Here is a 21,791-nt window from a genome sequence, read left to right as displayed (position 1 = left end):
TGTCCATGTGACTTATGAATGGGTGTCCATGTAATTTATTTATGAAGCACTTAATTAAACTCAATAAACAAAGAAAGAAGAGTAAATGATTTCACATCTCAACCTCCTAGATACCAGTATTAGTACAGATAATTTAGGGGATATCATTATTGTTGATTCTATTAGAAATCAACTTGCGGACATTTTATCTCAGCAATATGTCACTAACGTATCTACTCATGATTCGATGGGGGCAGTTGGTCGACGGTTATGTCGTGAGGCAGATATTAATATGTTGTTAGGTACAAATGCGCTTACGTCTAAAAATCGAGTTGGCAAAAAGGACATGTGGCGATTACGTCTTTGGGATATCTCTTCATTAGCTAATAAAGTGGTTTTATGTGGTGTAGGTTGGCGAAATTATCAAACCGAAGTTAAAACCAGACAGGCAAAATTCTATCGCAACATTTTAAACGGCGAATATATCCATTCCGTTCGTGATAGTCATGCGGAGTCTATGTTGAAATCAATTGGTATCAACAATGTACTAAATACAACTTGTCCTACTACGTGGAGCTTAAATCAAAATCATTGTGCAGCAATACCACAAGGGCAGGCGCCAAATGTGGTGTTTACATTAACGCGTCATAAAAAGGCCGACGAAGATAAGCAAATGATCAGGTATCTATTGTCACTATATAACAACGTCTACTTTTGGCCTCAGCAAATTGAAGACGCTGACTATTTAAAAACATTAGTTGATGCGTCTACTTTTACCGACATTCACTTATTAGCACCTTCACTTTTAGCATTCGATTTGTTTTTGCAAACGACAGATACCGATTTTATTGGTACCAGGCTCCATGGTGGTATCCGAGCTCTGCAATTGAAAAGGCGAAGTTTTATTATCGGAATAGATAATAGAGCAAGAGAAATAGCAAAAGATATCAATTTACCCGTTCTTTTAAGACAAGAAATTGAAAATCTGCCTCAATTAATCAGCTCAAATTATGAAACAGCAATAAAACTGCCTATAGAAAACATCACAAAATGGCGCAATCAAGATAAGTTTTTGTACAAAAAACAGCGTAACTCAGGTTTTTGATTGATATTTGACCGAACAAACAAAAAAAGTGAATTTAATTGAAATTAGGGGTTGCACAATTTTTTGGTTTCCTAAAATGCGCGCCTCTTCCAACGACAAACGTCAGCGGCAAGAGGGCGTCAATCAAGTGTTTAAAAAGTCTTTAAAAACTTATTAAATAAAGGGTTGACACCAAAATTGGAGAGTGTATTATGCGCCTCCCGGTTAAGACAGCCTTGAGCGACTAAATTGATAGTCAGTCCTAACCAGAACCTTCGGGGTTCGAAACGTTCTTTAACAATTTGTAATTAATTATCTGTGTGGGCACTCCGTAGAGTAGTGACAACAAATATATATGTATAAAGCTACTTATATAGAATGTCTGCACAAATTTATTTGAACAGTATTTTTATTAAGTAGCCGATTAAACTTTTAAGTGAAGAGTTTGATCATGGCTCAGATTGAACGCTGGCGGCAGGCCTAACACATGCAAGTCGAACGGTAACATGAACTAGCTTGCTAGTTTGATGACGAGTGGCGGACGGGTGAGTAATGCTTGGGAATTTGCCTTTAGGTGGGGGACAACAGTTGGAAACGACTGCTAATACCGCATAGTAGCTACGGCTTAAAGAGGGCTTCGGCTCTCGCCTTTAGAGAAGCCCAAGTGGGATTAGGTAGTTGGTGAGGTAAAGGCTCACCAAGCCGACGATCCCTAGCTGGTCTGAGAGGATGATCAGCCACACTGGAACTGAGACACGGTCCAGACTCCTACGGGAGGCAGCAGTGGGGAATATTGCACAATGGGCGCAAGCCTGATGCAGCCATGCCGCGTGTGTGAAGAAGGCCTTCGGGTTGTAAAGCACTTTCAGCGAGGAGGAAGGTTTAGTAGTTAATACCTGCTAGATTTGACGTTACTCGCAGAAGAAGCACCGGCTAACTCCGTGCCAGCAGCCGCGGTAATACGGAGGGTGCGAGCGTTAATCGGAATTACTGGGCGTAAAGCGTACGCAGGCGGCCATTTAAGTCAGATGTGAAAGCCCCGGGCTCAACCTGGAACTGCATTTGAAACTGGATGGCTAGAGTGTGAGAGAGGGTGGTAGAATTTCAGGTGTAGCGGTGAAATGCGTAGAGATCTGAAGGAATACCAATGGCGAAGGCAACCACCTGGATCAACACTGACGCTCATGTACGAAAGCGTGGGTAGCAAACAGGATTAGATACCCTAGTAGTCCACGCCGTAAACGATGTCTACTAGCAGTTCGTCTCTTAAGAGATGTCTTGCGCAGCTAACGCATTAAGTAGACCGCCTGTGGAGTACGGCCGCAAGGTTAAAACTCAAATGAATTGACGGGGGCCCGCACAAGCGGTGGAGCATGTGGTTTAATTCGATGCAACGCGAAGAACCTTACCATCCCTTGACATCCAGAGAATTTTCTAGAGATAGATTAGTGCCTTCGGGAACTCTGAGACAGGTGCTGCATGGCTGTCGTCAGCTCGTGTTGTGAAATGTTGGGTTAAGTCCCGCAACGAGCGCAACCCCTATCCTTAGTTGCTAGCAGGTAATGCTGAGAACTCTAAGGAGACTGCCGGTGACAAACCGGAGGAAGGTGGGGACGACGTCAAGTCATCATGGCCCTTACGGGATGGGCTACACACGTGCTACAATGGCAAGTACAGAGGGTTGCGAACTCGCGAGAGTAAGCGGATCCCATAAAGCTTGTCGTAGTCCGGATTGGAGTCTGCAACTCGACTCCATGAAGTCGGAATCGCTAGTAATCGTGGATCAGAATGCCACGGTGAATACGTTCCCGGGCCTTGTACACACCGCCCGTCACACCATGGGAGTGGGCTGCAAAAGAAGTGGGTAGTTTAACCTTCGGGAGGACGCTCACCACTTTGTGGTTCATGACTGGGGTGAAGTCGTAACAAGGTAGCCCTAGGGGAACCTGGGCTGGATCACCTCCTTAACGAAAAGTCGCACATGCGAAGTGTCCACACAGATAATTAATTACATATTGTGAGCAAGAAGTAAGCTACAAGTCATCTACAAGTGAGAGCTTGTAGTGTGTAACCTTAGGGTTGCGCAGTGGATTTTGTGCTTAGGCAACGCCGCGAAGAAACGAGTCGAAGGGCGCTATCGTCTGATAGTAACCGAGCGAGTTTCGAGCAAGGCAGCATAAGGGCAAAAGACCAAGCAAGAGGCCTGTAGCTCAGCTGGTTAGAGCGCACCCCTGATAAGGGTGAGGTCGGCAGTTCAAGTCTGCTCAGGCCTACCAATACGCTCCTACTCTGCGTTAAACGCTTCGTCGTTTAGCAGGCTAAACGTCCTCAGCGTTTGCCTTGATTAGAAACGTCTTGGTATTTAACTTGGGGCTATAGCTCAGCTGGGAGAGCGCTTGATTTGCATTCAAGAGGTCCGCGGTTCGATCCCGCGTAGCTCCACCACTTCTTCTGCTAGGAAGCACGCTAAAGAATGAATATTGTTTCAGTATTTATTGTTTAGCGTTTTTTATAAACGCATTGCTCTTTAACAATTTGGAAAGCTGATAAATAAGGTAAACATTATTGTTTATTTAATTTGTTATTCAACAATTAAAAAAATAATTTTGATTATCACTGTAAGAAGAAAACTCAAGCGTTATTTATGTCGATTGTACTTTTAGCGAGTGCAATCAAAATGGCATAACCTACGACTGACAGTATGAGAATACTTAAGGTTGTATGGTTAAGTGAATAAGCGTATACGGTGGATGCCTTGGCAATTGGAGGCGATGAAAGACGTGTTAATCTGCGATAAGTCTGGTTAAGGTGATAAAAACCGTTATAGACCAGAATTTCTGAATGGGGAAACCCACCCTTTTAGGGTATCGCATAGTGAATACATAGCTATGCGAGGCAAACCTGGAGAACTGAAACATCTAAGTACCCAGAGGAAAAGAAATCAACCGAGATTTCCTGAGTAGCGGCGAGCGAAAGGGAAACAGCCGAATCAGTATAGTTTAGTGGAAGCATCTGGAAAGTTGCACAGTAAAGGGTGATAGTCCCGTACACGACAAGCTATATTGGACATATTAAGTAGGTCGGGGCACGAGAAACCTTGACTGAAGATAGGGGGACCATCCTCTAAGGCTAAATACTCCCAATTGACCGATAGTGAACCAGTACCGTGAGGGAAAGGCGAAAAGAACCCCTGTGAGGGGAGTGAAATAGAACCTGAAACCGTATACGTACAAGCAGTAGGAGCAGACTTGTTCTGTGACTGCGTACCTTTTGTATAATGGGTCAACGACTTATATTTTGTAGCAAGGTTAACCGAATAGGGGAGCCGTAGTGAAAGCGAGGGTTAACTGCCCGTCTAGTTGCAAGGTATAGACCCGAAACCCGGTGATTCTAGCCATGAGCAGGTTGAAGGTTGAGTAACATCAACTGGAGGACCGAACCCACTAACGTTGAAAAGTTAGGGGATGACTTGTGGCTAGGAGTGAAAGGCTAATCAAACCGGGAGATAGCTGGTTCTCCCCGAAATCTATTTAGGTAGAGCCTCGGACGAATACTTACGGGGTAGAGCACTGTTTGGGCTAGGGGGCCATCCCGGCTTACCAACCCCATGCAAACTCCGAATACCGTAAAGTACTATCCGGGAGACACACGGCGGGTGCTAACGTTCGTCGTGGAGAGGGAAACAACCCAGACCGCCAGCTAAGGTCCCAAAGTTATTGCTAAGTGGGAAACGATGTGGGAAGGCTTAGACAGCTAGGAGGTTGGCTTAGAAGCAGCCACCCTTTAAAGAAAGCGTAATAGCTCACTAGTCGAGTCGGCCTGCGCGGAAGATGTAACGGGGCTAAGCAATACACCGAAGCTGCGGTAGCGTAATTTATTACGCTAGGTAGGGAGCGTTCTGTAAGTGGCTGAAGGTGACTCGAGAGGGTTGCTGGACATATCAGAAGTGCGAATGTTGACATGAGTAACGATAATGGGAGTGAAAAACTCCCACGCCGAAAGACCAAGGGTTCCTATCCCATGCTAATCAGGGTAGGGTAAGTCGGCCCCTAAGGCGAGGCAGAAATGCGTAGTCGATGGGAAACAGATTAATATTTCTGTACTTTTAATCATTGCGATGGGGGGACGGAGAAGGCTAGGTGAGCACGGCGTTGGTTGTCCGTGTGAAAGTATGTAGGTTGGCTGCTTAGGTAAATCCGGGCGGCTAGAACTGAGATACGAGACGATACTCTACGGAGTAGAAGTCATTGATGCCATACTTCCAGGAAAAGCCTCTAAGCTTCAGATGATTGAAAACCGTACCCTAAACCGACACAGGTGGTCAGGTAGAGAATACTAAGGCGCTTGAGAGAACTCGGGTGAAGGAACTAGGCAAAATGGTACCGTAACTTCGGGAGAAGGTACGCCGGTTTTGGTGATAGGACATGCTCCTTAAGCTGAAGCCGGTCGCAGTGACCTGGTGGCTGCAACTGTTTATTAAAAACACAGCACTCTGCTAAATCGAAAGATGACGTATAGGGTGTGACACCTGCCCGGTGCCGGAAGGTTAATTGATTGGGTTATCGCAAGAGAAGCTCATGATCGAAGCCCCGGTAAACGGCGGCCGTAACTATAACGGTCCTAAGGTAGCGAAATTCCTTGTCGGGTAAGTTCCGACCTGCACGAATGGTGTAATGATGGCCACGCTGTCTCCACCCGAGACTCAGTGAAATTGAAATCGCAGTGAAGATGCTGTGTACCCGCGGCTAGACGGAAAGACCCCGTGAACCTTTACTACAGCTTGACACTGAACATTGAGCCTACATGTGTAGGATAGGTGGGAGGCTATGAAACTTGGACGCCAGTTCAGGTGGAGCCAACCTTGAAATACCACCCTTGTATGTTTGATGTTCTAACGTTGGTCCCTTATCGGGATTGCGGACAGTGTCTGGTGGGTAGTTTGACTGGGGCGGTCTCCTCCCAAAGAGTAACGGAGGAGCACGAAGGTTTGCTAAGTACGGTCGGACATCGTACGGTTAGTGTAATGGTAGAAGCAAGCTTAACTGCGAGACAGACACGTCGAGCAGGTACGAAAGTAGGTCATAGTGATCCGGTGGCTCTGTATGGAAGGGCCATCGCTCAACGGATAAAAGGTACTCCGGGGATAACAGGCTGATACCGCCCAAGAGTTCATATCGACGGCGGTGTTTGGCACCTCGATGTCGGCTCATCACATCCTGGGGCTGAAGTCGGTCCCAAGGGTATGGCTGTTCGCCATTTAAAGTGGTACGCGAGCTGGGTTTAGAACGTCGTGAGACAGTTCGGTCCCTATCTGCCGTGGGCGTTGGATGATTGAGAGGAGCTGCTCCTAGTACGAGAGGACCGGAGTGGACGAACCGCTGGTGTTCGGGTTGTCATGCCAATGGCATTGCCCGGTAGCTACGTTCGGAATCGATAACCGCTGAAAGCATCTAAGCGGGAAGCGAGCCTCGAGATGAGTCATCCCTGACAGTTTAACTGTCCTAAAGGGTCGTTGAAGACTACAACGTTGATAGGTAAGGTGTGGAAGTGCTGTGAGGCATTAAGCTAACTTATACTAATTGCCCGTGAGGCTTAACCATACAACGCTTAAGTGTTCTTAAGACATTGATGGTCAAAATTATTGAATGTGTGAATACAAATCTTATTTATAACGTATTGCCTTAAGGCGGTACGAGCTTTCTGAATGTTAAATCAATTATGTAAACGATGTTCGTAGAACATTGATTACAAAACAGCTTTTGCCTGAGTGGCAATAGCGCTGTGGAACCACCTGACTCCATTTCGAACTCAGAAGTGAAACGCAGCTGCGGCGATGGTAGTGTGGCATTTGTCATGCGAGAGTAGCTCACCGCCAGGCTCCCATTCGAGAAATCCCTTGAACGAAAGTTCAAGGGATTTTTTCGTTCTGGCGTTAAACAATTTCAAAAGCTCAGGTTGATTTCCTCTGCACTCGGTTGGAGGTTCCAAATATCGCTAAGGCTCTTTTGGAATGACGTTTTTTGTTCTGAACTTATACCAATCCACCTTAATTTGTTCCCACTGAAGCCCAAGCCCTAGTACACATTTTAATGACTCTTTTTGTATCGCTAATGAAGCAATTCCATGCTTTTGTACATGAGTTCACAATGTCGTCATAACCTTTAAAACTTTTATTGGCTAAATGGTGCTGACGCATCCAACTCCATACTTGTTCGATTGGATTCAGTTCTGGTGAATATGGTGGAAGTTTTATTAGCGTCACATTATCAAATGGTTGTACCGTATCGAGCGTATGCCAGCCTGCACCATCCATGATAACTACGGCATGTCGGCCTATTGGTGTCGCCTTTGATATTTGCTCCATATGCAATGTCATTACTTCTTTGTTAACGTATGGAGTGATCAGCGCTTCTGTCCTTCCATTGCGTGGGCAGACTGCGCCGAAGAGATACGCATATTCAAATTGTTGCTGTTTGACCGCTCTTGGCCTAGTCCCTTTTTTGCCCAAACTCTTGTCGTTGTATTTTGCTGTCCAAACCTTGCTTCGTCTTGAAACCATATATCCATATCTTTAGGCATAACATTAAATGGAGTGTTAAGGATCGTTTCAGGGTGAACTTTTTTAAAAGTCTCTTGGTTATTCTGAGACTGCTTTGGGTGCTTAGAGCGACTCGTTATCCAGCTATAGCCTAAAGATTCGAGTAATTTGTAGACGGAATTCGGGTGGTAAGTTACGCCAAAGTTATCCACGATGTAACGGTGTATTCGTTCACCAGTCAATCTGCCGCCTGTTGCGCTAACGGATTGTTTTTCAACAAACTTGGCTAATTTTAGTTTTTGGATCTCGTTTAGATACGGTTCTCGTCCTTTTGCTTTTTTACTTTCCAATCCATCTAAGCCAAAGGAAAGGTACCGCTTAATCCATTCATTAACGATACGCCGGCTTACGACTAGCATACTGGCTATCTGGGTTCTATTTTTACCATCTAGAAAATGGTAAACGGCCAAAAGGCGTAACTTTTTACGTGCGTTTTGTTCAGCTTTGGCTAAGGCCAAAACATCATTTTTAGAATTTACTTTCACATTTATAAACGATTAGACTGTAAGTGCTGTTATTAGATCACAATTTAAAATGAAATGGTATTATGCGATAATTTAAAGCGAATTATGAACTTCCTCTGCACTCGGTTGGAGGTTCCAAATATCGCTAAAGCTCTTTTGGAATGACGTTTTTTATTCCGAACTTATACCAATCCACCTTAATTTGTTCCCACTGAAGCCCAAGCCCTAGTACACATTTTAATGACTCTTTTTGTATCGCTAATGAAGCAATTCCATGCTTTTGTACATGAGTTCACAATGTCGTCATAACCTTTAAAACTTTTATTGGCTAAATGGTGCTGACGCATCCAACTCCATACTTGTTCGATTGGATTCAGTTCTGGTGAATATGGTGGAAGTTTTATTAGCGTCACATTATCAAATGGTTGTACCGTATCGAGCGTATGCCAGCCTGCACCATCCATGATAACTACGGCATGTCGGCCTATTGGTGTCGCCTTTGATATTTGCTCCATATGCAATGTCATTACTTCTTTGTTTACGTATGGGGTTATTATCGCCTCAGTTTTACCATTTGCTGGGCAAACCGCACCAAACAAATAGGCGTACTCGAATTGTTGCTGTTTGACTGCTCGTGGCCTGCTTCCTTTCTTTGCCCAAACACGACTCGTCGTGTTTTGTTGACCAAAACGAGCTTCATCTTGGAACCAAACATCTACATCGTCTGGCATAACCCTCAGTGGAGTGTTAAGGATCGTTTCCAACAGGAACTTTTTTAAAAGCGTCTTGCGCTTCTTGTGATTGTTTTGGATGCTTAGACCGACTGGTGATCCAGTTGAAGCCTAGGCTATGTATTACACTGTAGACATGACTTAGATTGAAACGGACATTAAATTCATTGTCGATAAAATCTCGAATATCTGAGCCGGTTAATCTCCCGCCTTGTTCAGACGTCGATCGTTTACTAATAAATTGGGTTAAAATTGCCAGCTGCTTACTTGTCAATTTTCTTGGGCGTCCGGATATAGGTTTGTTTTCTAAGCCAGCAAGACCATCGGCTAGGTAGTTTTGGACCCACAAGTTCACGCTACCTCTTGCGACATTAAGACGTCTAGCGATGCTTGTTCTACTTTCCCCGCCGACAAAATGGGAAACAGCCAATAATCTCATTCGTTTTCTTGCATTGGGCTCCTTTCTTGAAAGAGCTAATAGTGACTGTGATGTATGAGCCAATTTTCGAATATTCCTCTATGATGAACCTAGCCATATTAGATCAGATATTTAACCAAAATGGTATAACATGGAGAAGCTCAATTGCTTCTGCTAATTCCTTTCTTGTGATTGTTCCGTATCTAGCCATGATTCTTGCCCTTACTATCGTCTTGTTGCTTTTATGTGTTATGTACTTTTACAAACTTTGCTGCTTTTGACCGTAATACTTCGAGCACTTCTGAATTACTAGATAAGATACAAATACTGATGTACACAAAATAACGGCAGATATTGCGGATCCAACGCCATAGATAGTTGAAACATCAAAATGATAACTTTCTCTTCTTACTGTAACAAGCAGTAGTGGCAATTGCATGAGAAGCACCATTACGTAATTATATGGGAGTACTCCTTTTAGACTTCGATAAACAAGAAGTACTATTAATACTGTAAAAAATACAATAAAACTATCCAGCGCAGAAACCGCTAAATAGATGGTGCTTCCCGCATTTAAGTCTTCTGTGTTAGCAAGGTGTTCTTGAATTGCAAAAACATCTCCTATTTCACGTACTGCAATTGAAAGAAAGAATGGCAGACATAAACCAATAAGAATAGCCGGTATATATTTAATTATTTTTTCACTCTTTCCAACATAATATCACTCTTTCCAACATGTTATTACGATACTGCCTTGAACGAAGCACCATGAAGTACCTGACTGCACTATCCAACCCGTTGATGGAGGTTCAACGCTTCCTGTAGTTTCAGGTGTTGGGTTTGCACCACAAACGGCTAGCTCATAGGGGCTATCAGCTGCCAGTGCGTTTTTACTAAATAAAAAGCAAAGTAATAGAGGGGTAAGTGTTTTTAAAATTTTCACAATATATTTATTCCTATTCAATTTTTATTATTCCATTATTTGTTACAAATCAAAAACAATGTGTAACAAAATAAACATATCGAAGACGTTAATTTATTTCAAGTGCGTACGTTTAAATAGTGATTTGGGGTTAAAAAACGTTAACATATTTTTTAATCCCATTTATCAATTAAAAATACTGAAAATTGCATATATTGCGAATCATCGGGGCCAAGTAAAATAATAAATGCCGATATCAGGAGATAGATAATGCACTCATTAAACAAATCAAACCACACCCCAGTCTTCAAGGACGATTACGAGCCTATCTAAATAAACTGTAGACTTGGATTTCACAGATCCTAACAATTTCCCGTGGTTGATACCTAGCGTATCAACCATTATGACTGGACTTATAGCCTTTGCTATTGCTTACCAAGCAATTTACTCAAACCGAGATATAGCCAGAAAGAAAAACTCTATTGATACAATCCTTCATGCTAAAAATGATGGTAAGTTGCGCAATGCTATTACTGTTACAGGCCAGATTCACAACAACGCAGATAAAACAATAAAATCTTTTGCATACGAATCCAAGAAATTTACCAAAGGGGCCAGTGAGTTTAGATACTGCCTCAATTTTTATGAATATATTTCTGTTGGGATCCGACACGGTATATACGACGAAATTGTAATGAAGGAGAGTATGTGTGGTACCGTGACTAGAGTTTACGAAAGGTGTAAACCCTTTATTCAGACTCTAAGGCTACAAAATCAAGCACCAACCGCTTATTGTGAATTTGAAAGACTTGCAGAATGATGGGCCGCTGATCCCATAAAAACTAAAAAGCCTTCAATTTTGTCCAAAATATTCGGTTAGTATATTTTAGCTAATAACCCTCAAGCTTAGCTGCCGACACATCTACCAGCTGTTTAATATACATTGGCGACCACTTCCTATTATTAGCTAGTTTTAGATACTCACAATAATTCGATTGCTTGTTGTATTGCTTAGCTAACTCACGTAATGACTTTCCAAAACAAAACCTATCTTCATAAAGTTTAATGAGCTGTTTATCTTTATGAAACAAAACCGCGATAGCTTTATCAATTTCTAGTAAAACATTTTCATCAACTTCTGGCAGTGCAGCGCCTTTTTTGGGCCTGCGGGGTCAGAGTCGCTGATTTTGTTATTTCCTCTGCATTCGGTTGGAGATCCCAAATATCGCTAAGGTTCTTTTAGGATTACGATTTTCCTTTCAAATTTGTATATATTTTTATGGTTTTTAAGCCTTCGTATTGTTTAATACCTTTCAAGTTAAACAGATGAAGGGGTAAACAGCTTTGTTATTTATTGGTAAATCAAAACTCATTTCAAAGTTGATTGTCGCAACTGGTGTCACGTTTGTATTACTTGCTTGTAAAAGTAGTGATAATTCATTTAAATCCGAGCAACATACGTTAACTTCGCCTGATGGCCTAGTTGAACTAAACTTATCGTGGGCGTCCAAAACATCACCACAGCTAAGTGTAATTTTCGAGGGTAAATCAGTTGTCCTACCGTCAGATATAGATTTGGTCTCATCTAAAAGTGCCATTGCCGAACACGATTTAGAGTTGGTTTCGGAACGTTCTGTCGATGAAACAGCGCCATTAACTTGGGGCCAGTTTGAAGACCTAAAAGTCGATACAACGAAGCTCGATTTAAACTTATCGATAAACAAACTCAAAGCGTAATAAGTCACCTAGAGGTTAGGGTTTTCAACGATGCCGTAGCTTTAAGACATGTGTTACAAGCCAAAGCCCAATCAACAACTAAAACGTTTAAAGAAGTAACAGAATTTACTTTAGCCCATGACGCAAAGGTATGGAGTAATAATGGCATGAAGCCTACGAAACAAACCGCGAGTCTTTTGCGTAGCAGTAATGAGAATTTGGCAATCCCTATTGCGTTTACTAGCAGCCAAATGCCAGCAATAGCGTTTCAAGAGGCTGGTCGTGTCGATACTGGTATGATTAAGCTTAAAACAGTATCTGATTCCGCAAAAGTTGTTGTTGCGAGCGCCCCTCTGGTAGCTAGTGATACATCATCGGCCACGTCATGGCGCGTATTGCAGCTTGGTAAAACTGTAGGAAGCCTACTTACGTCACAAGTGTTGATAAGTCTATCGCCACCAAACCAAATTGAAGATACCTCTTGGATCAAAACGGGTAAATCTTTTGGGACTGGCGTGTACGTGGTGAGCAATATGAAGATCACACATATGCCTTGGATAATGAATCATTAAGACGAATGATTGATTTTGCCTCAAACAATAACATGCAATATGTGATGATCGACGCCAATTGGTATGGGCCAGAACATAACGCCAAGTCTGACCCGTTTACTGAAATTGATGGATTAAATATCAAAGCACTGATCAACCAAGCGAATGAGAAAGGCATTGGCTTTATTTTGTATCTCAATGATAAGGCAAGTGTAAATCATGATTTGGATGAGCTATTTGAAACATGGGCAAGTTGGGGAGCCGCAGGCGTTAAATATGGCTTTATGAAGCTTAGTGGTAAAGAGAAGGTAATTAAAACCCTCAAAATTGTTGAACTTGCTGCCAAGCATAAATTATTAATCAATTTTCACGATAGCCCGCTAATTCCAAGTGGTATGAGACGAACATGGCCAAACTGGGTAACTAGGGAAGCAGTTCATGCACAAACGGATGGTTTGTATACTTATAAACCCTCAGGTTTTGTTGAAATGGCACATATAAATGCACTTGCTGGACCGTTAGATATGTCCAATGGTTTCTTTAAGCTAGATGGCCTAAAACAAAGCCGAGATTATGTTAGAGAAGAGGTTTATTCCACAGTTGCAAGTGAAGTAGCGCGTTCTTTAATTATTTTTTCCGGATTGATCATCTTCCCAGATGCCCCTGAAGAGTACTTAGGAAAAAAGGACTTGTTTGAATTTTTAGAAAACATGCCTGCTACTTGGGACGAATCAATGGTGTTATCAAGTGATATTAATGAGCACATAGTTACTGCAAGAAGAACGGGTGAAGAGTGGTTTATTGGCGCGGCGATTAATGAAGCCGGTGGAACCTTGCCACTTAAATTAAACTTTTTAAAACCAAATCAAACTTATTTAGCCAAAATTTATGCAGATGCGCCCAATACCCATTACATAACTAATCGTGAGGCTTATGAAGTTATTACGCGTGAAGTAACTCAAAGTGATGTGTTAAAAATGCACTTAGCGCTAAGGCGGTGGTCAAGCGATTTGGTTAAAGCCGATTAAAAAAGGAAAATAAAATGAAATTAAAACTTAGTCTAAGTATCTTGGCCTGTGCCACCACCTTTATGATGGGTTGCACATCCCTTTCAGAGCCTGAGCCAGTTAAAAAGCCTAACGTATTGATAATTTTAGTTGATGATCTCGGCTGGGCAGATGTTGCTACTTACAACCCAAAAACTAATTATTCAACGCCAAATATGGATAAATTAGCCGCTGAAGGTATGAAGTTTACCGATGGTTACGCTGCGAGCCCGATTTGCAGTCCAACCCGAGCTGCTTTGATAACGGGTTTGCACCCAACTAGAATGGGAACAACTGACTTCTTTCGAAATAGACTTAAGAAAAACAAAATTAGAGAAGGCAAATTTAAACCTGCACCATTTAATGAAAGTCTACCGGAAAACCATGACACCATTGCCAATGTGTTAAATAAAGAAGGTTACGATACAGCATTTCTTGGCAAGTGGCATTTAGGACAAACAGAGCAAGAGTGGCCTGAGTATTATGGATTTGACGTTAATGTTGGCGGTCATGTTGCTGGTAGCCCAATGGGCGGATATTTTTCACCATATATAAACCCGCGTTTAGAAAGTGGGCCAAAAGGTGAATATCTAACAGATCGTTTAACATCAGAAGCAATTAACCTACTCGGTAATTACGCGCAGACCGACAAGCCATTTTTTATGCTGATGTCGTATTATTCGGTTCATACAAAATTAGCAGCGCCTAAAGACTTGGTTGAAAAATATGAAGCCAAATTTGCTGGCACTGATCCAAAATCTGAATTTTCAGAAATCGAACAAATTTGGCCTAATAAAAAAGCCAGATTAAATCGCGTGTCTCAAACACATCCAACATACGCCTCTATGGTTGAAAAAGTCGATGAGAATATTGGACGTATCGTTAACGAACTAGACAAACAGAATTTACAGGACGACACGATAGTCATCTTACTTTCAGACAATGGTGGCTTGTCTACATCTGAAGGTAGACCAACATCTAACTTGCCACTAAATGGCGGAAAAGGTTGGTTATATGAAGGCGGCATTCGAGTCCCGTTTGTAATTCGAGTCCTGAGGCAGTGCATCTAACGGTAAAACCAGTAACGTTCCAGTTACGATGATGGATATCTCAGCAACGATTTACGCAATGTTAGGTATCGACGAAGACAAGCTTCCAAAGTCGGACGGTGAAAGCTTAAAACCTATTTTGGCATTGGAAAATGGCCTTGAAAACAGACCGTTATTTTTCCATTACCCGCATTACTCAAACCAAGGTGGTTTCCTGGAGCTGCTGTTCGTTTAGGAAAGTGGAAATTATTGGAGCGCTTTGAGGATGGCCAAGTGCAACTATTTAACTTAGCCGAAGATATTGGCGAAAACCGTGATTTGGCGAAGAATTATCCCGAAAAGGTTGAAGAGCTTCGTAAAGTATTACATCAGTGGTACAAAGATCAAGACGCAGAGTTTTTGAGAAGTAACCCGAACAAACCACAGTTTGGTGAACCTTGGAAACCAGTTGGTTAAAGAAAAGAGAGATATTTAATAATGAAATTACTATCAGCAGCGATAGCTTCAGTCACATTAGTAGGCGCTTTGGCATTACAAGCTTGCAGTACAACGGATGTTGCTCTGCCACAAAAGGTAACAGTCACACACTCAGCGTTAACTGGAATTGGCGTTGAAGCTGGGGTAATGCGACGTGATCCAAGTGATGTTATCAAGGTTGATAACATTTACTACGTTTGGTATTCAAAGGGAAAGATTTCCACTGGATATGATGCAACCGTTTGGTACGCTACGTCCGCTGATGGTCATAATTGGGTTGAGCAGGGCGAAGCATTAGCAAAAGGGAAAAAGGAAGCTGGGAAGGTGAAAGCGTATTCACGCCCAATATCCTTGTTGCAGAAGGTAAGTACTGGCTTTTTATACCGGTACGTCTAAACCTTATAAACGCCCATTTAGTCCTGATTCAAAGATTGGTACTTAGCGGTATCCGACTCGCCATATGGTCCTTGGGAGCGTGTTTCCAATCAACCAATCTTAAAAAATAGCGACACCAAGAGTGATTTCGATAGTCATTTGATTGACGATGCAAGCCTACTCGTTAAAGATGGAAAATATTGGCTGTATTATAAAGGCCGTCAGTTAGGGAAAAGCCCAAAAGAAACACAAATGGGGTTAGCCATAGCGGATAAACCTCAAGGCCCATATGTCAAAGTTTCAAATACACCAGTGATCCCTAAATCACGAAGTCTTTGTTTGGCCACAAGGTAATGGTGTTGCGGCAATGATAGGAGATCGAGCGCCTGCCAATATCCAGCATTCAATAATGTTTGCTGAAGATGGTATTAATTTCATTCGTGTCTCCGACGTCATCGGTTATCCATGGGCTGCCGGTGGTTATCGACCTGAGGCATTTACCGACAGTAATAAAGGTGGCTTGCCTCAATGGGGTGTTGAAATTGGTAAAGCTAAAAAGCAATTACCTTTCATTCATCGATTCGATATCACTCAAAATTGATAGACTGTATAAGCATGTCGACAGCCTCGGCATGCTTATAATTTTACCGTTTCATAATTATTCAAAACAGCGCCTGACACAGGTCAAATACCACTTTATTTTCATCAAACATCCACTGACTGACTCATTCAAGTCCAAGCAGTTAACTTAAATTTGTTGACATTAAATCAACGACCTCATACCCTGTATTTTATATGTAAAAATACAATTTGTAGTAGGGCGCTGTTAGCCTCACTTTAGTTCATTCGATGTAATATGTTCAAATGACAGTTGGAAATCAATTGATATGAAATCATTAAGAAGTTTATCTATGTTATTTGGGATCGCATTTTTAGCGTCCTGTTCAAACACTCAAGAAACAAATACTCAGGAAGATCCCGATAAAGCGGAATTTCCGAATATCATATATATCCTCGCGGATGACGCCGGAGTTGGAGATGTCTCAAGTTATAACCCGCAGTCAAAGATCCCAACGCCAAATTTGGATGAACTGGCAGCGCAAGGGATTAGGTTTACCGACGCGCATTCTCCTTCGTCGGTTTGTACACCAACTCGGTATAGTGTATTAACCGGTCGCTATTCTTGGCGCAGTCGTCTAAAAAAGGGGTTTTATTTGGTTATGGAACAGCCTTAATTGAAGATGGTCGTGAAACCGTAGCATCGGTATTAAAATCGAGCGGCTATAACACGGCTGGTATCGGTAAATGGCATATTGGTTTGGGCAGTGGTAAAAAACAGATTATAGTAAACCATTAACACCTGGGCCAATTGATAACGGCTTTGATTATTACTACGGGATCCCAGCGTCATTAGACATGGACCCTTATGTTTATTTTGAAAACGACAAGTTGGTTCAGCCTGCAACATTAAAAACCGGCAAACATGGCCTTCCGCGCGGTGTTGGTGGTGGTGAAGAGTTTTGGCGTGGCGGCAAAATCGCTAAAGACTTTAAGCATATCGAGGTGTTACCAAACATAGTTAAACGAGCAGAAGACTATATTGTTGAACAAAAAAATAGCAAAAAGCCATTTTTTCTATATTTGCCGTTACCTGCACCGCACCAACCATGGTTACCAACCGCTGAATTTAAAGGAAAAAGCCAAGCCGGCGCTTATGGTGACTTCATGGTCCAAGTCGATAGTGTTGTGGGCCAAATCGTAAGAGCAACGGAAAAAGCGGGTTTAACTAAGAATACACTTATTATATTCACCAGCGACAACGCTTCACATTGGTATCAGCGTGACATCGACGAACATGGACACCGTGCTAATTTAAATTACCGCGGCCATAAGGGCGACATTTATGAAGGTGGCCATCGTGTTCCATTTATTGCCAAATGGCCTAATAAAATCCCTAGCAATCAAGTGTCTGATGAACTGATATCTCTGACTGATTTGATGGCGACGGCCGCAGCGATTACAAATACAACGTTACCAGCAAACGCCGGTGAAGATAGTGTTAACATATTGCCTGTATTGACGCAGCAAAATGCCAACATACCTCCTAGACAAACAACCATTACACATTCGGTAGATGGCACGTTTTCAATCCGTCTAGGGGCTTGGAAGTTAATCGATGCGCCACATTCAGGTGGGTTTAATAAAGGGAAGTTGAGTCAATATACAGATATGCCGCAGGTGCAATTATATAATTTGGACTCTGATCCTTCAGAATCAAATAATGTTTACGATAAATATCCTGCAAAGGTAACAGAGATGTTGACCCTGTTAGCTAAAATTAAACAGCAGAGCAGTTAGCTTCATGTCGTGATGATAATATAGGTCAGGTTTATTTCTGCACTCATTATCTCTGCACTTTATAGAGTGGTACTGAATTATTCAGTACCACTCTATTTTTAACAATCAATAACATTTCATAATACGCCCCATTACTGTAGTTTTGTGTCTTATTAGACACTATAAAGTCCCTTTTTAACACTATTTGGTATTCACTAAATAGCTTATCTTTATTTTTGTTTAACAAATTTTACGTTTTTTAGCGTCGACTTTTGTCTAATATGGGTAGTTATTAAAAGGGTCTTCCATAATGAATTTATTTACTAAATATCGCTTCGTATTATTTGTTTTAGCGATTATTTCTTCACACATTAATGCAGCACGTTTACATATTGATTTAAACCAAAACTGGAAATTTTCTTTATCCGGTAGTGACGCTGCAACATCACCAACGTTTGACGATAGCGATTGGAAGACAGTAAATGTGCCACACGACTGGGCATTTAATAAAGGGATCAGTATTGACGGCCAACAAGGTGACAAAGGCGGTTATTTTGACGGTGGTTTAGGTTGGTATCGTCAATCATTCGACGTCAGTAAATCCTAGTTAGATAAGCGTGTTGTGATTGATTTCGAAGGCGTTTACATGAACAGTGAAGTTTGGATAAACGGTCACTATCTTGGTAAAAAAGCCTATGGCTATATTTCGTTTCAATACGACATTGGTCAATATTTAACAGCGGGCACTAACCATATTGCCGTGCGCGTAGACAACTTGAAAGAGCCTTCTGCTCGTTGGTATCACCCAGCAGGTATCTATGCACCTGTCTCCCTAACAGTAATGGATGCTCAATCTTATGTTCAAAATAATGGTGTCTATGTCACCACGTCGATAAACAAAGATAAGTCAGCTCAAGCGACGGTAAAACTGGAATATGCTAATACTCGAAATGAATCTTTGTATGTTGAGTCTAAAATTGTCGACCAAACGGGCAGGCCAGTATTAGTTGAGAATAATCCATTACCAGCTTGTACTTCAGAAAACTGTTCAACAACGTCACAGTTAACTTTATATAAACCAAAGTTATGGGACACAGAAACGCCTAATCTTTATACCTTGAGTACAACCATTCGTAGCGCCGATAACGTTTATGACACGGTGGATACTCGATTTGGTATTCGCACGATTAAATGGGATACAAAAACCGGCTTTTGGTTAAACGACAAGGTGACCAAACTTAAAGGTGTGAGTGAGCATTGGGAAGGTGGCCCGGTAGGTGGCGCTTGGACTAAGCCATTGTTGCGTTGGAAGTTAGCATTATTTAAAGAAATGGGCGTCAATGCAATCCGTACAGCCCACAATCCATATCCACCAATTTTTTATGAATTGTGTGATGAAATGGGCATCTTGGTCATGGATGAAGTGTTCGATGGCTGGAGTAAAAGGCACCGTTTGACTATGGTCAGCAGGCGTTTAAAGACGATTGGAAAACAGATCTAACAGAATGGGTTAGTCGTAACAGAAACCACCCATCGATTATCCTTTACAGCGTAGGTAACGAAACTCGAGGCGATGAAATTGCTGAGAAATTAGTAAGCGAAATGCACAAACTCGATCCAACTCGCCCTGTGACTTCAGGCCACAGTGCGTCAAGTAAAATGGACGTGTTTGGAGTAAACGGCGGCAGTGAAAAAACACAATTTTTCGAAAATTCACGACCGGATCTACCTTTTATTGCGACTGAAGCACCACACACTTGGCAAACACGCGGATATTACCGCTCTCAAACCTAGTTACGAGATGGCAATCATTCGAAACGACAAGGCATTTTCCCGTTACCTGATTTAGCCGAGGAAGAAATCTTCACTTACGAATGGGCAGATCCAAGTACATGGAGAAACCCTAAGCAGCATTTTAATTCGTCATATGACAACGCAACGGTAAGAATATCAGCCCGTAAAAACTGGGAATTAATGCGCGATTTACCTTGGTTTAGCGGACATTTCCGTTGGACTGGTTTTGACTATTATGGTGAAGCGGGTTACGTCCACGGTGGCTGGCCGTTCCGTTTATTTATGGGTGGCGCGTTAGACGTAGCCGGATTTGAAAAAGATCTGTTCTATTTCTACAAGAGCCAATGGACCGACGAACCTTTTGTACACTTATTACCGCATTGGACTCATCCGCGAATGGCAGCAACAACGAAGATCCCTGTTTGGGCTTATTCTAACTGTGAAGAAGTTGAGCTATTTATTAACGGAAAATCGTTAGGTCGTGATTCGTTAGGAACTCAATGGGACGAAATGCAAGCCGAGTGGATGGTACCTTGGCAAGAAGGCACACTAAGCGCTAATTGTTTAGTTGATGGTCAAGTCAAAGCCAGCACTCAGCAGGTTACAGCAAACGCCCCAAGCCGTTTACAACTAACACTTGAAGACCGCTTTGTTCAACCTGAAACAGGCAGCGCAATAATCACCGCTGAACTGCTAGATGAAAAAGGCACTTTCTATCCATATGGCGAAAACAAGGTTTACTTCCATTTAGTGGGAGACGCCGAGATCCGTTCACTAGAAAACGGTGATCCAGTTGATACAGCAAAAAATGTCGGTGTAGATAATCGTAAAGCCTTTATGGGAGCGACTCGAGCGTTTATTGATATTGATAACGGTGCAAATAATGTGTCTATGATCAGTGCCGCGATTATCGGAGATAAGCAGTTATATTCATCAGACTTAATTAACATTGATGTGGCAACACTAAATATCAAAGGCAAGGCGGCTAAAGTTAGCATTGACGTGTTTTACACAACTGACGGTTCTATACCGTCAAAGCGCAGTCAAAAATATTCAGGCGCATTTAAAGTAAAACCAAACACGTTAGTTCAAGCGGTTGTTTATATTGACGGTAAAGCATTATTTACGATGAAAGAAGCGTTTGCAGATGGTTCAGGTTTGTATTGGGGAAAAACGGGCTCCAGCGCACAAGTCGAAAATTCACGTGCGATGCCTGCTAAAGATGCATTACTTAAAGGAGCTGCAAAACGTGCTACTCACGTTGATTTTCAAGCCAGTGAAGGTTCTATTACTTGGTATCAAGAAAACGACGGCGAATACGGTATGAATGAATTGGCCATCGAATACGCATCCAATGATAAAGAAAGCGACCGCGAGATGTTACTTATCGTAAATGGTAAAAAGATTGCGAAGCTGAAGTTTCCTAAAACAGGGAAATGGCAAGGCAAGTGGGCAACAGTTACGGTTGACGCACCACTTGGTGCCGGAGCTAATTACATTGAATTAAAAACAACGGGTAGCAGTGGCCCTAATATTAAGTCACTAAGTATTACGGCAAAGGATGACGAATAAATGGATTTTGCAGACTACTCAAACGTTGTTTTGAGTAAGCCTTTAAATTACAAGTCTTTGGCTCACAAGCTCAGGTTGATGTCGAAATTGGTTAAAGTTTTTGTAATAACCATGATTGTTATCTTTGCTACAGGTTGCAAGTTAACTGACGATGCAAAGGGACCTAAGAGCGACAATGGCGAAATTGCTACCGTTGCTCCCGGTCAATTTAAACTGTTGGCAAATAACGCAGATGTTGTGGGGGCGCTCAAAACAGCTCAACATGTGGACTTTAAAGGAAGAGAAGGCTCAGTAACATGGAAGTTAAAAAATGTTGGTGAAACTGGTCACTATGACTTGAGGTTCTTATACGCTTTAAATGACCCCAAAAAACAACGAAATATGGATCTTTACATTAATGATGAAATTGTAACCTTAGTTCGTTTTTCAAATACGGGCAGTTGGCATTACAAATGGGAAAAAGCCCAGGTAATCGTTAAGGTGAATAGTGGCATTAATACCATTAAATTAGTGAGTAAAGGAAATAGTGCACCTAACCTAAAAGCGCTAATTATTTCGGGCTGATGACAAGCTTTAATATAGCCCAACTTCTGTTGGGCTTTGTTTTTCAACGCCAATATTCTTCCGTATCCTTTCTATCTTGTAGCTAAGTGATTACATAACTTTGATTTGTAATCT

19 protein-coding genes, 2 tRNA genes, 3 rRNA genes and 1 pseudogene are annotated in these 21,791 nt (G+C 42.0%); 22 read left to right on the top strand and 3 right to left on the bottom strand.

What is annotated here, in order from left to right; genetic code table 11:
- Positions 1-85: 85 nt before the first annotated feature.
- The 6 genes from PN838_RS08640 (at position 86) to rrf (ending at position 6,941) form a co-directional block, all read left to right on the top strand.
- The gene (locus tag PN838_RS08640) at positions 86-1,084 is read left to right on the top strand and encodes a polysaccharide pyruvyl transferase family protein (protein WP_272180398.1); all 999 of its coding nucleotides are present in this window, start codon (positions 86-88) and stop codon (positions 1,082-1,084) included.
- A gap of 412 nt (positions 1,085-1,496) precedes the next feature.
- Positions 1,497-3,030, top strand: a 16S ribosomal RNA gene (locus PN838_RS08635).
- Positions 3,031-3,262: 232 nt separating this feature from the next.
- Positions 3,263-3,339 (top strand) — tRNA-Ile (locus PN838_RS08630).
- 93 nt (positions 3,340-3,432) lie between these two features.
- Positions 3,433-3,508 (top strand) — tRNA-Ala (locus tag PN838_RS08625).
- Positions 3,509-3,786: 278 nt separating this feature from the next.
- Positions 3,787-6,663 (top strand): 23S ribosomal RNA (locus tag PN838_RS08620).
- Positions 6,664-6,826: 163 nt separating this feature from the next.
- Positions 6,827-6,941: ribosomal RNA gene (rrf, locus tag PN838_RS08615) — 5S ribosomal RNA — on the top strand.
- The 16S, 23S and 5S rRNA genes sit together here with 2 tRNA genes alongside, the layout of an rRNA operon.
- A 168-nt stretch (positions 6,942-7,109) precedes the next feature.
- On the opposite strand, the gene PN838_RS08610 is transcribed toward rrf, so the two are convergent.
- From PN838_RS08610 to PN838_RS08600, 3 genes are all read right to left on the bottom strand, one after another.
- Positions 7,110-8,146 (bottom strand): IS630 family transposase gene (locus tag PN838_RS08610; protein WP_272180397.1). Its coding sequence is split into 2 segments (ribosomal slippage): positions 7,110-7,564 and positions 7,564-8,146, totalling 1,038 coding nucleotides; the frame shifts between segments, so codons are not numbered across the junction.
- Positions 8,147-8,322: 176 nt separating this feature from the next.
- Positions 8,323-9,295 (bottom strand): IS630 family transposase gene (locus tag PN838_RS08605; RefSeq protein WP_370661099.1). Its coding sequence is split into 2 segments (ribosomal slippage): positions 8,323-8,896 and positions 8,895-9,295, totalling 975 coding nucleotides; the frame shifts between segments, so codons are not numbered across the junction.
- A gap of 700 nt (positions 9,296-9,995) precedes the next feature.
- Positions 9,996-10,217 (bottom strand): hypothetical protein, encoded by a 222-nt coding sequence (locus tag PN838_RS08600; protein WP_272180396.1) that lies wholly within the window; start codon positions 10,215-10,217, stop codon positions 9,996-9,998.
- A gap of 325 nt (positions 10,218-10,542) precedes the next feature.
- On the opposite strand from PN838_RS08600, the gene PN838_RS08595 reads away from it, so the two are divergent.
- The 16 genes and pseudogenes from PN838_RS08595 to PN838_RS08515 all read left to right on the top strand — a co-directional run bounded on the left by PN838_RS08595 (position 10,543) and on the right by PN838_RS08515 (position 21,677).
- Complete coding sequence (locus PN838_RS08595) at positions 10,543-11,016, top strand: DUF4760 domain-containing protein (RefSeq protein WP_272180395.1); 474 nt, start codon at positions 10,543-10,545, stop codon at positions 11,014-11,016.
- Between the two features lie 524 nt (positions 11,017-11,540).
- A pseudogene (locus PN838_RS27140) lies at positions 11,541-12,484 on the top strand (glycoside hydrolase family 97 N-terminal domain-containing protein).
- On the top strand, positions 12,466-13,491 hold the full coding sequence (locus tag PN838_RS08580) for a glycoside hydrolase family 97 catalytic domain-containing protein (protein ID WP_272180393.1): 1,026 nt from the start codon (positions 12,466-12,468) through the stop codon (positions 13,489-13,491). Before PN838_RS27140 ends, PN838_RS08580 begins: the two are co-directional and overlap by 19 nt.
- Positions 13,492-13,505: 14 nt before the next feature.
- Positions 13,506-14,579: a sulfatase gene (locus tag PN838_RS08575; protein ID WP_272180392.1), complete on the top strand. Its 1,074-nt coding sequence runs from the start codon at positions 13,506-13,508 to the stop codon at positions 14,577-14,579.
- A gap of 28 nt (positions 14,580-14,607) precedes the next feature.
- Positions 14,608-14,793, top strand: a complete 186-nt coding sequence (locus PN838_RS08570; protein WP_272180391.1) for a hypothetical protein — start codon at positions 14,608-14,610, stop codon at positions 14,791-14,793.
- Between the two features lie 38 nt (positions 14,794-14,831).
- Positions 14,832-15,014, top strand: a complete 183-nt coding sequence (locus PN838_RS08565) for a hypothetical protein (RefSeq protein ID WP_272180390.1) — start codon at positions 14,832-14,834, stop codon at positions 15,012-15,014.
- Positions 15,015-15,035: 21 nt separating this feature from the next.
- Positions 15,036-15,431: a glycoside hydrolase family protein gene (locus PN838_RS08560; protein WP_272180389.1), complete on the top strand. Its 396-nt coding sequence runs from the start codon at positions 15,036-15,038 to the stop codon at positions 15,429-15,431.
- A gap of 138 nt (positions 15,432-15,569) precedes the next feature.
- Entirely contained in the window at positions 15,570-15,764 is a 195-nt protein-coding gene (locus PN838_RS08555) for a hypothetical protein (RefSeq protein ID WP_272180388.1), read from the top strand.
- Between the two features lie 13 nt (positions 15,765-15,777).
- Positions 15,778-16,011 carry a hypothetical protein gene (locus PN838_RS08550; RefSeq protein ID WP_272180387.1) on the top strand — a complete coding sequence of 78 codons (234 nt, stop codon included), beginning with the start codon at positions 15,778-15,780 and terminating at the stop codon, positions 16,009-16,011.
- 286 nt (positions 16,012-16,297) lie between these two features.
- Positions 16,298-16,645, top strand: coding sequence for a sulfatase-like hydrolase/transferase (locus tag PN838_RS08545; protein ID WP_272180386.1), 348 nt, complete (start codon positions 16,298-16,300; stop codon positions 16,643-16,645).
- Between the two features lie 181 nt (positions 16,646-16,826).
- Positions 16,827-17,768, top strand: a complete 942-nt coding sequence (locus PN838_RS08540) for a sulfatase-like hydrolase/transferase (RefSeq protein WP_272180385.1) — start codon at positions 16,827-16,829, stop codon at positions 17,766-17,768.
- Positions 17,769-18,057: 289 nt separating this feature from the next.
- Positions 18,058-18,354: a hypothetical protein gene (locus tag PN838_RS08535; RefSeq protein WP_272180384.1), complete on the top strand. Its 297-nt coding sequence runs from the start codon at positions 18,058-18,060 to the stop codon at positions 18,352-18,354.
- Positions 18,355-18,393: 39 nt separating this feature from the next.
- On the top strand, positions 18,394-19,248 hold the full coding sequence (locus PN838_RS08530) for a glycoside hydrolase family 2 protein (RefSeq protein WP_272180383.1): 855 nt from the start codon (positions 18,394-18,396) through the stop codon (positions 19,246-19,248).
- Positions 19,249-19,283: 35 nt separating this feature from the next.
- Positions 19,284-19,541 (top strand): hypothetical protein, encoded by a 258-nt coding sequence (locus PN838_RS08525; RefSeq protein WP_334313493.1) that lies wholly within the window; start codon positions 19,284-19,286, stop codon positions 19,539-19,541.
- A 180-nt stretch (positions 19,542-19,721) separates the two neighbouring features.
- Positions 19,722-21,113: a DUF4982 domain-containing protein gene (locus PN838_RS08520; RefSeq protein WP_272180382.1), complete on the top strand. Its 1,392-nt coding sequence runs from the start codon at positions 19,722-19,724 to the stop codon at positions 21,111-21,113.
- Positions 21,114-21,677 carry a carbohydrate-binding protein gene (locus PN838_RS08515; RefSeq protein ID WP_215964393.1) on the top strand — a complete coding sequence of 188 codons (564 nt, stop codon included), beginning with the start codon at positions 21,114-21,116 and terminating at the stop codon, positions 21,675-21,677. It begins immediately after the preceding gene.
- Positions 21,678-21,791 lie beyond the last annotated feature (114 nt).

The sequence above is a fragment of the Psychrosphaera algicola genome (genome assembly GCF_028401425.1).
GTDB lineage: Bacteria > Pseudomonadota > Gammaproteobacteria > Enterobacterales > Alteromonadaceae > Psychrosphaera > Psychrosphaera algicola.
Note: the sequence above shows the minus strand (reverse complement) of the source record. Positions and strands in the feature narration are given on the sequence as shown.

Coding starts and splice junctions, on each gene's coding strand:
- PN838_RS08640 (WP_272180398.1), top strand. CDS start 86: ATGATTTCACATCTCAACCTCCTAGATACCAGTATTAGTACAGATAAT.
- PN838_RS08575 (WP_272180392.1), top strand. CDS start 13,506: ATGAAATTAAAACTTAGTCTAAGTATCTTGGCCTGTGCCACCACCTTT.
- PN838_RS08570 (WP_272180391.1), top strand. CDS start 14,608: ATGATGGATATCTCAGCAACGATTTACGCAATGTTAGGTATCGACGAA.
- PN838_RS08560 (WP_272180389.1), top strand. CDS start 15,036: ATGAAATTACTATCAGCAGCGATAGCTTCAGTCACATTAGTAGGCGCT.
- PN838_RS08550 (WP_272180387.1), top strand. CDS start 15,778: ATGATAGGAGATCGAGCGCCTGCCAATATCCAGCATTCAATAATGTTT.
- PN838_RS08545 (WP_272180386.1), top strand. CDS start 16,298: ATGAAATCATTAAGAAGTTTATCTATGTTATTTGGGATCGCATTTTTA.
- PN838_RS08540 (WP_272180385.1), top strand. CDS start 16,827: ATGGACCCTTATGTTTATTTTGAAAACGACAAGTTGGTTCAGCCTGCA.
- PN838_RS08535 (WP_272180384.1), top strand. CDS start 18,058: ATGAATTTATTTACTAAATATCGCTTCGTATTATTTGTTTTAGCGATT.
- PN838_RS08530 (WP_272180383.1), top strand. CDS start 18,394: ATGAACAGTGAAGTTTGGATAAACGGTCACTATCTTGGTAAAAAAGCC.
- PN838_RS08520 (WP_272180382.1), top strand. CDS start 19,722: ATGCGCGATTTACCTTGGTTTAGCGGACATTTCCGTTGGACTGGTTTT.
- PN838_RS08515 (WP_215964393.1), top strand. CDS start 21,114: ATGGATTTTGCAGACTACTCAAACGTTGTTTTGAGTAAGCCTTTAAAT.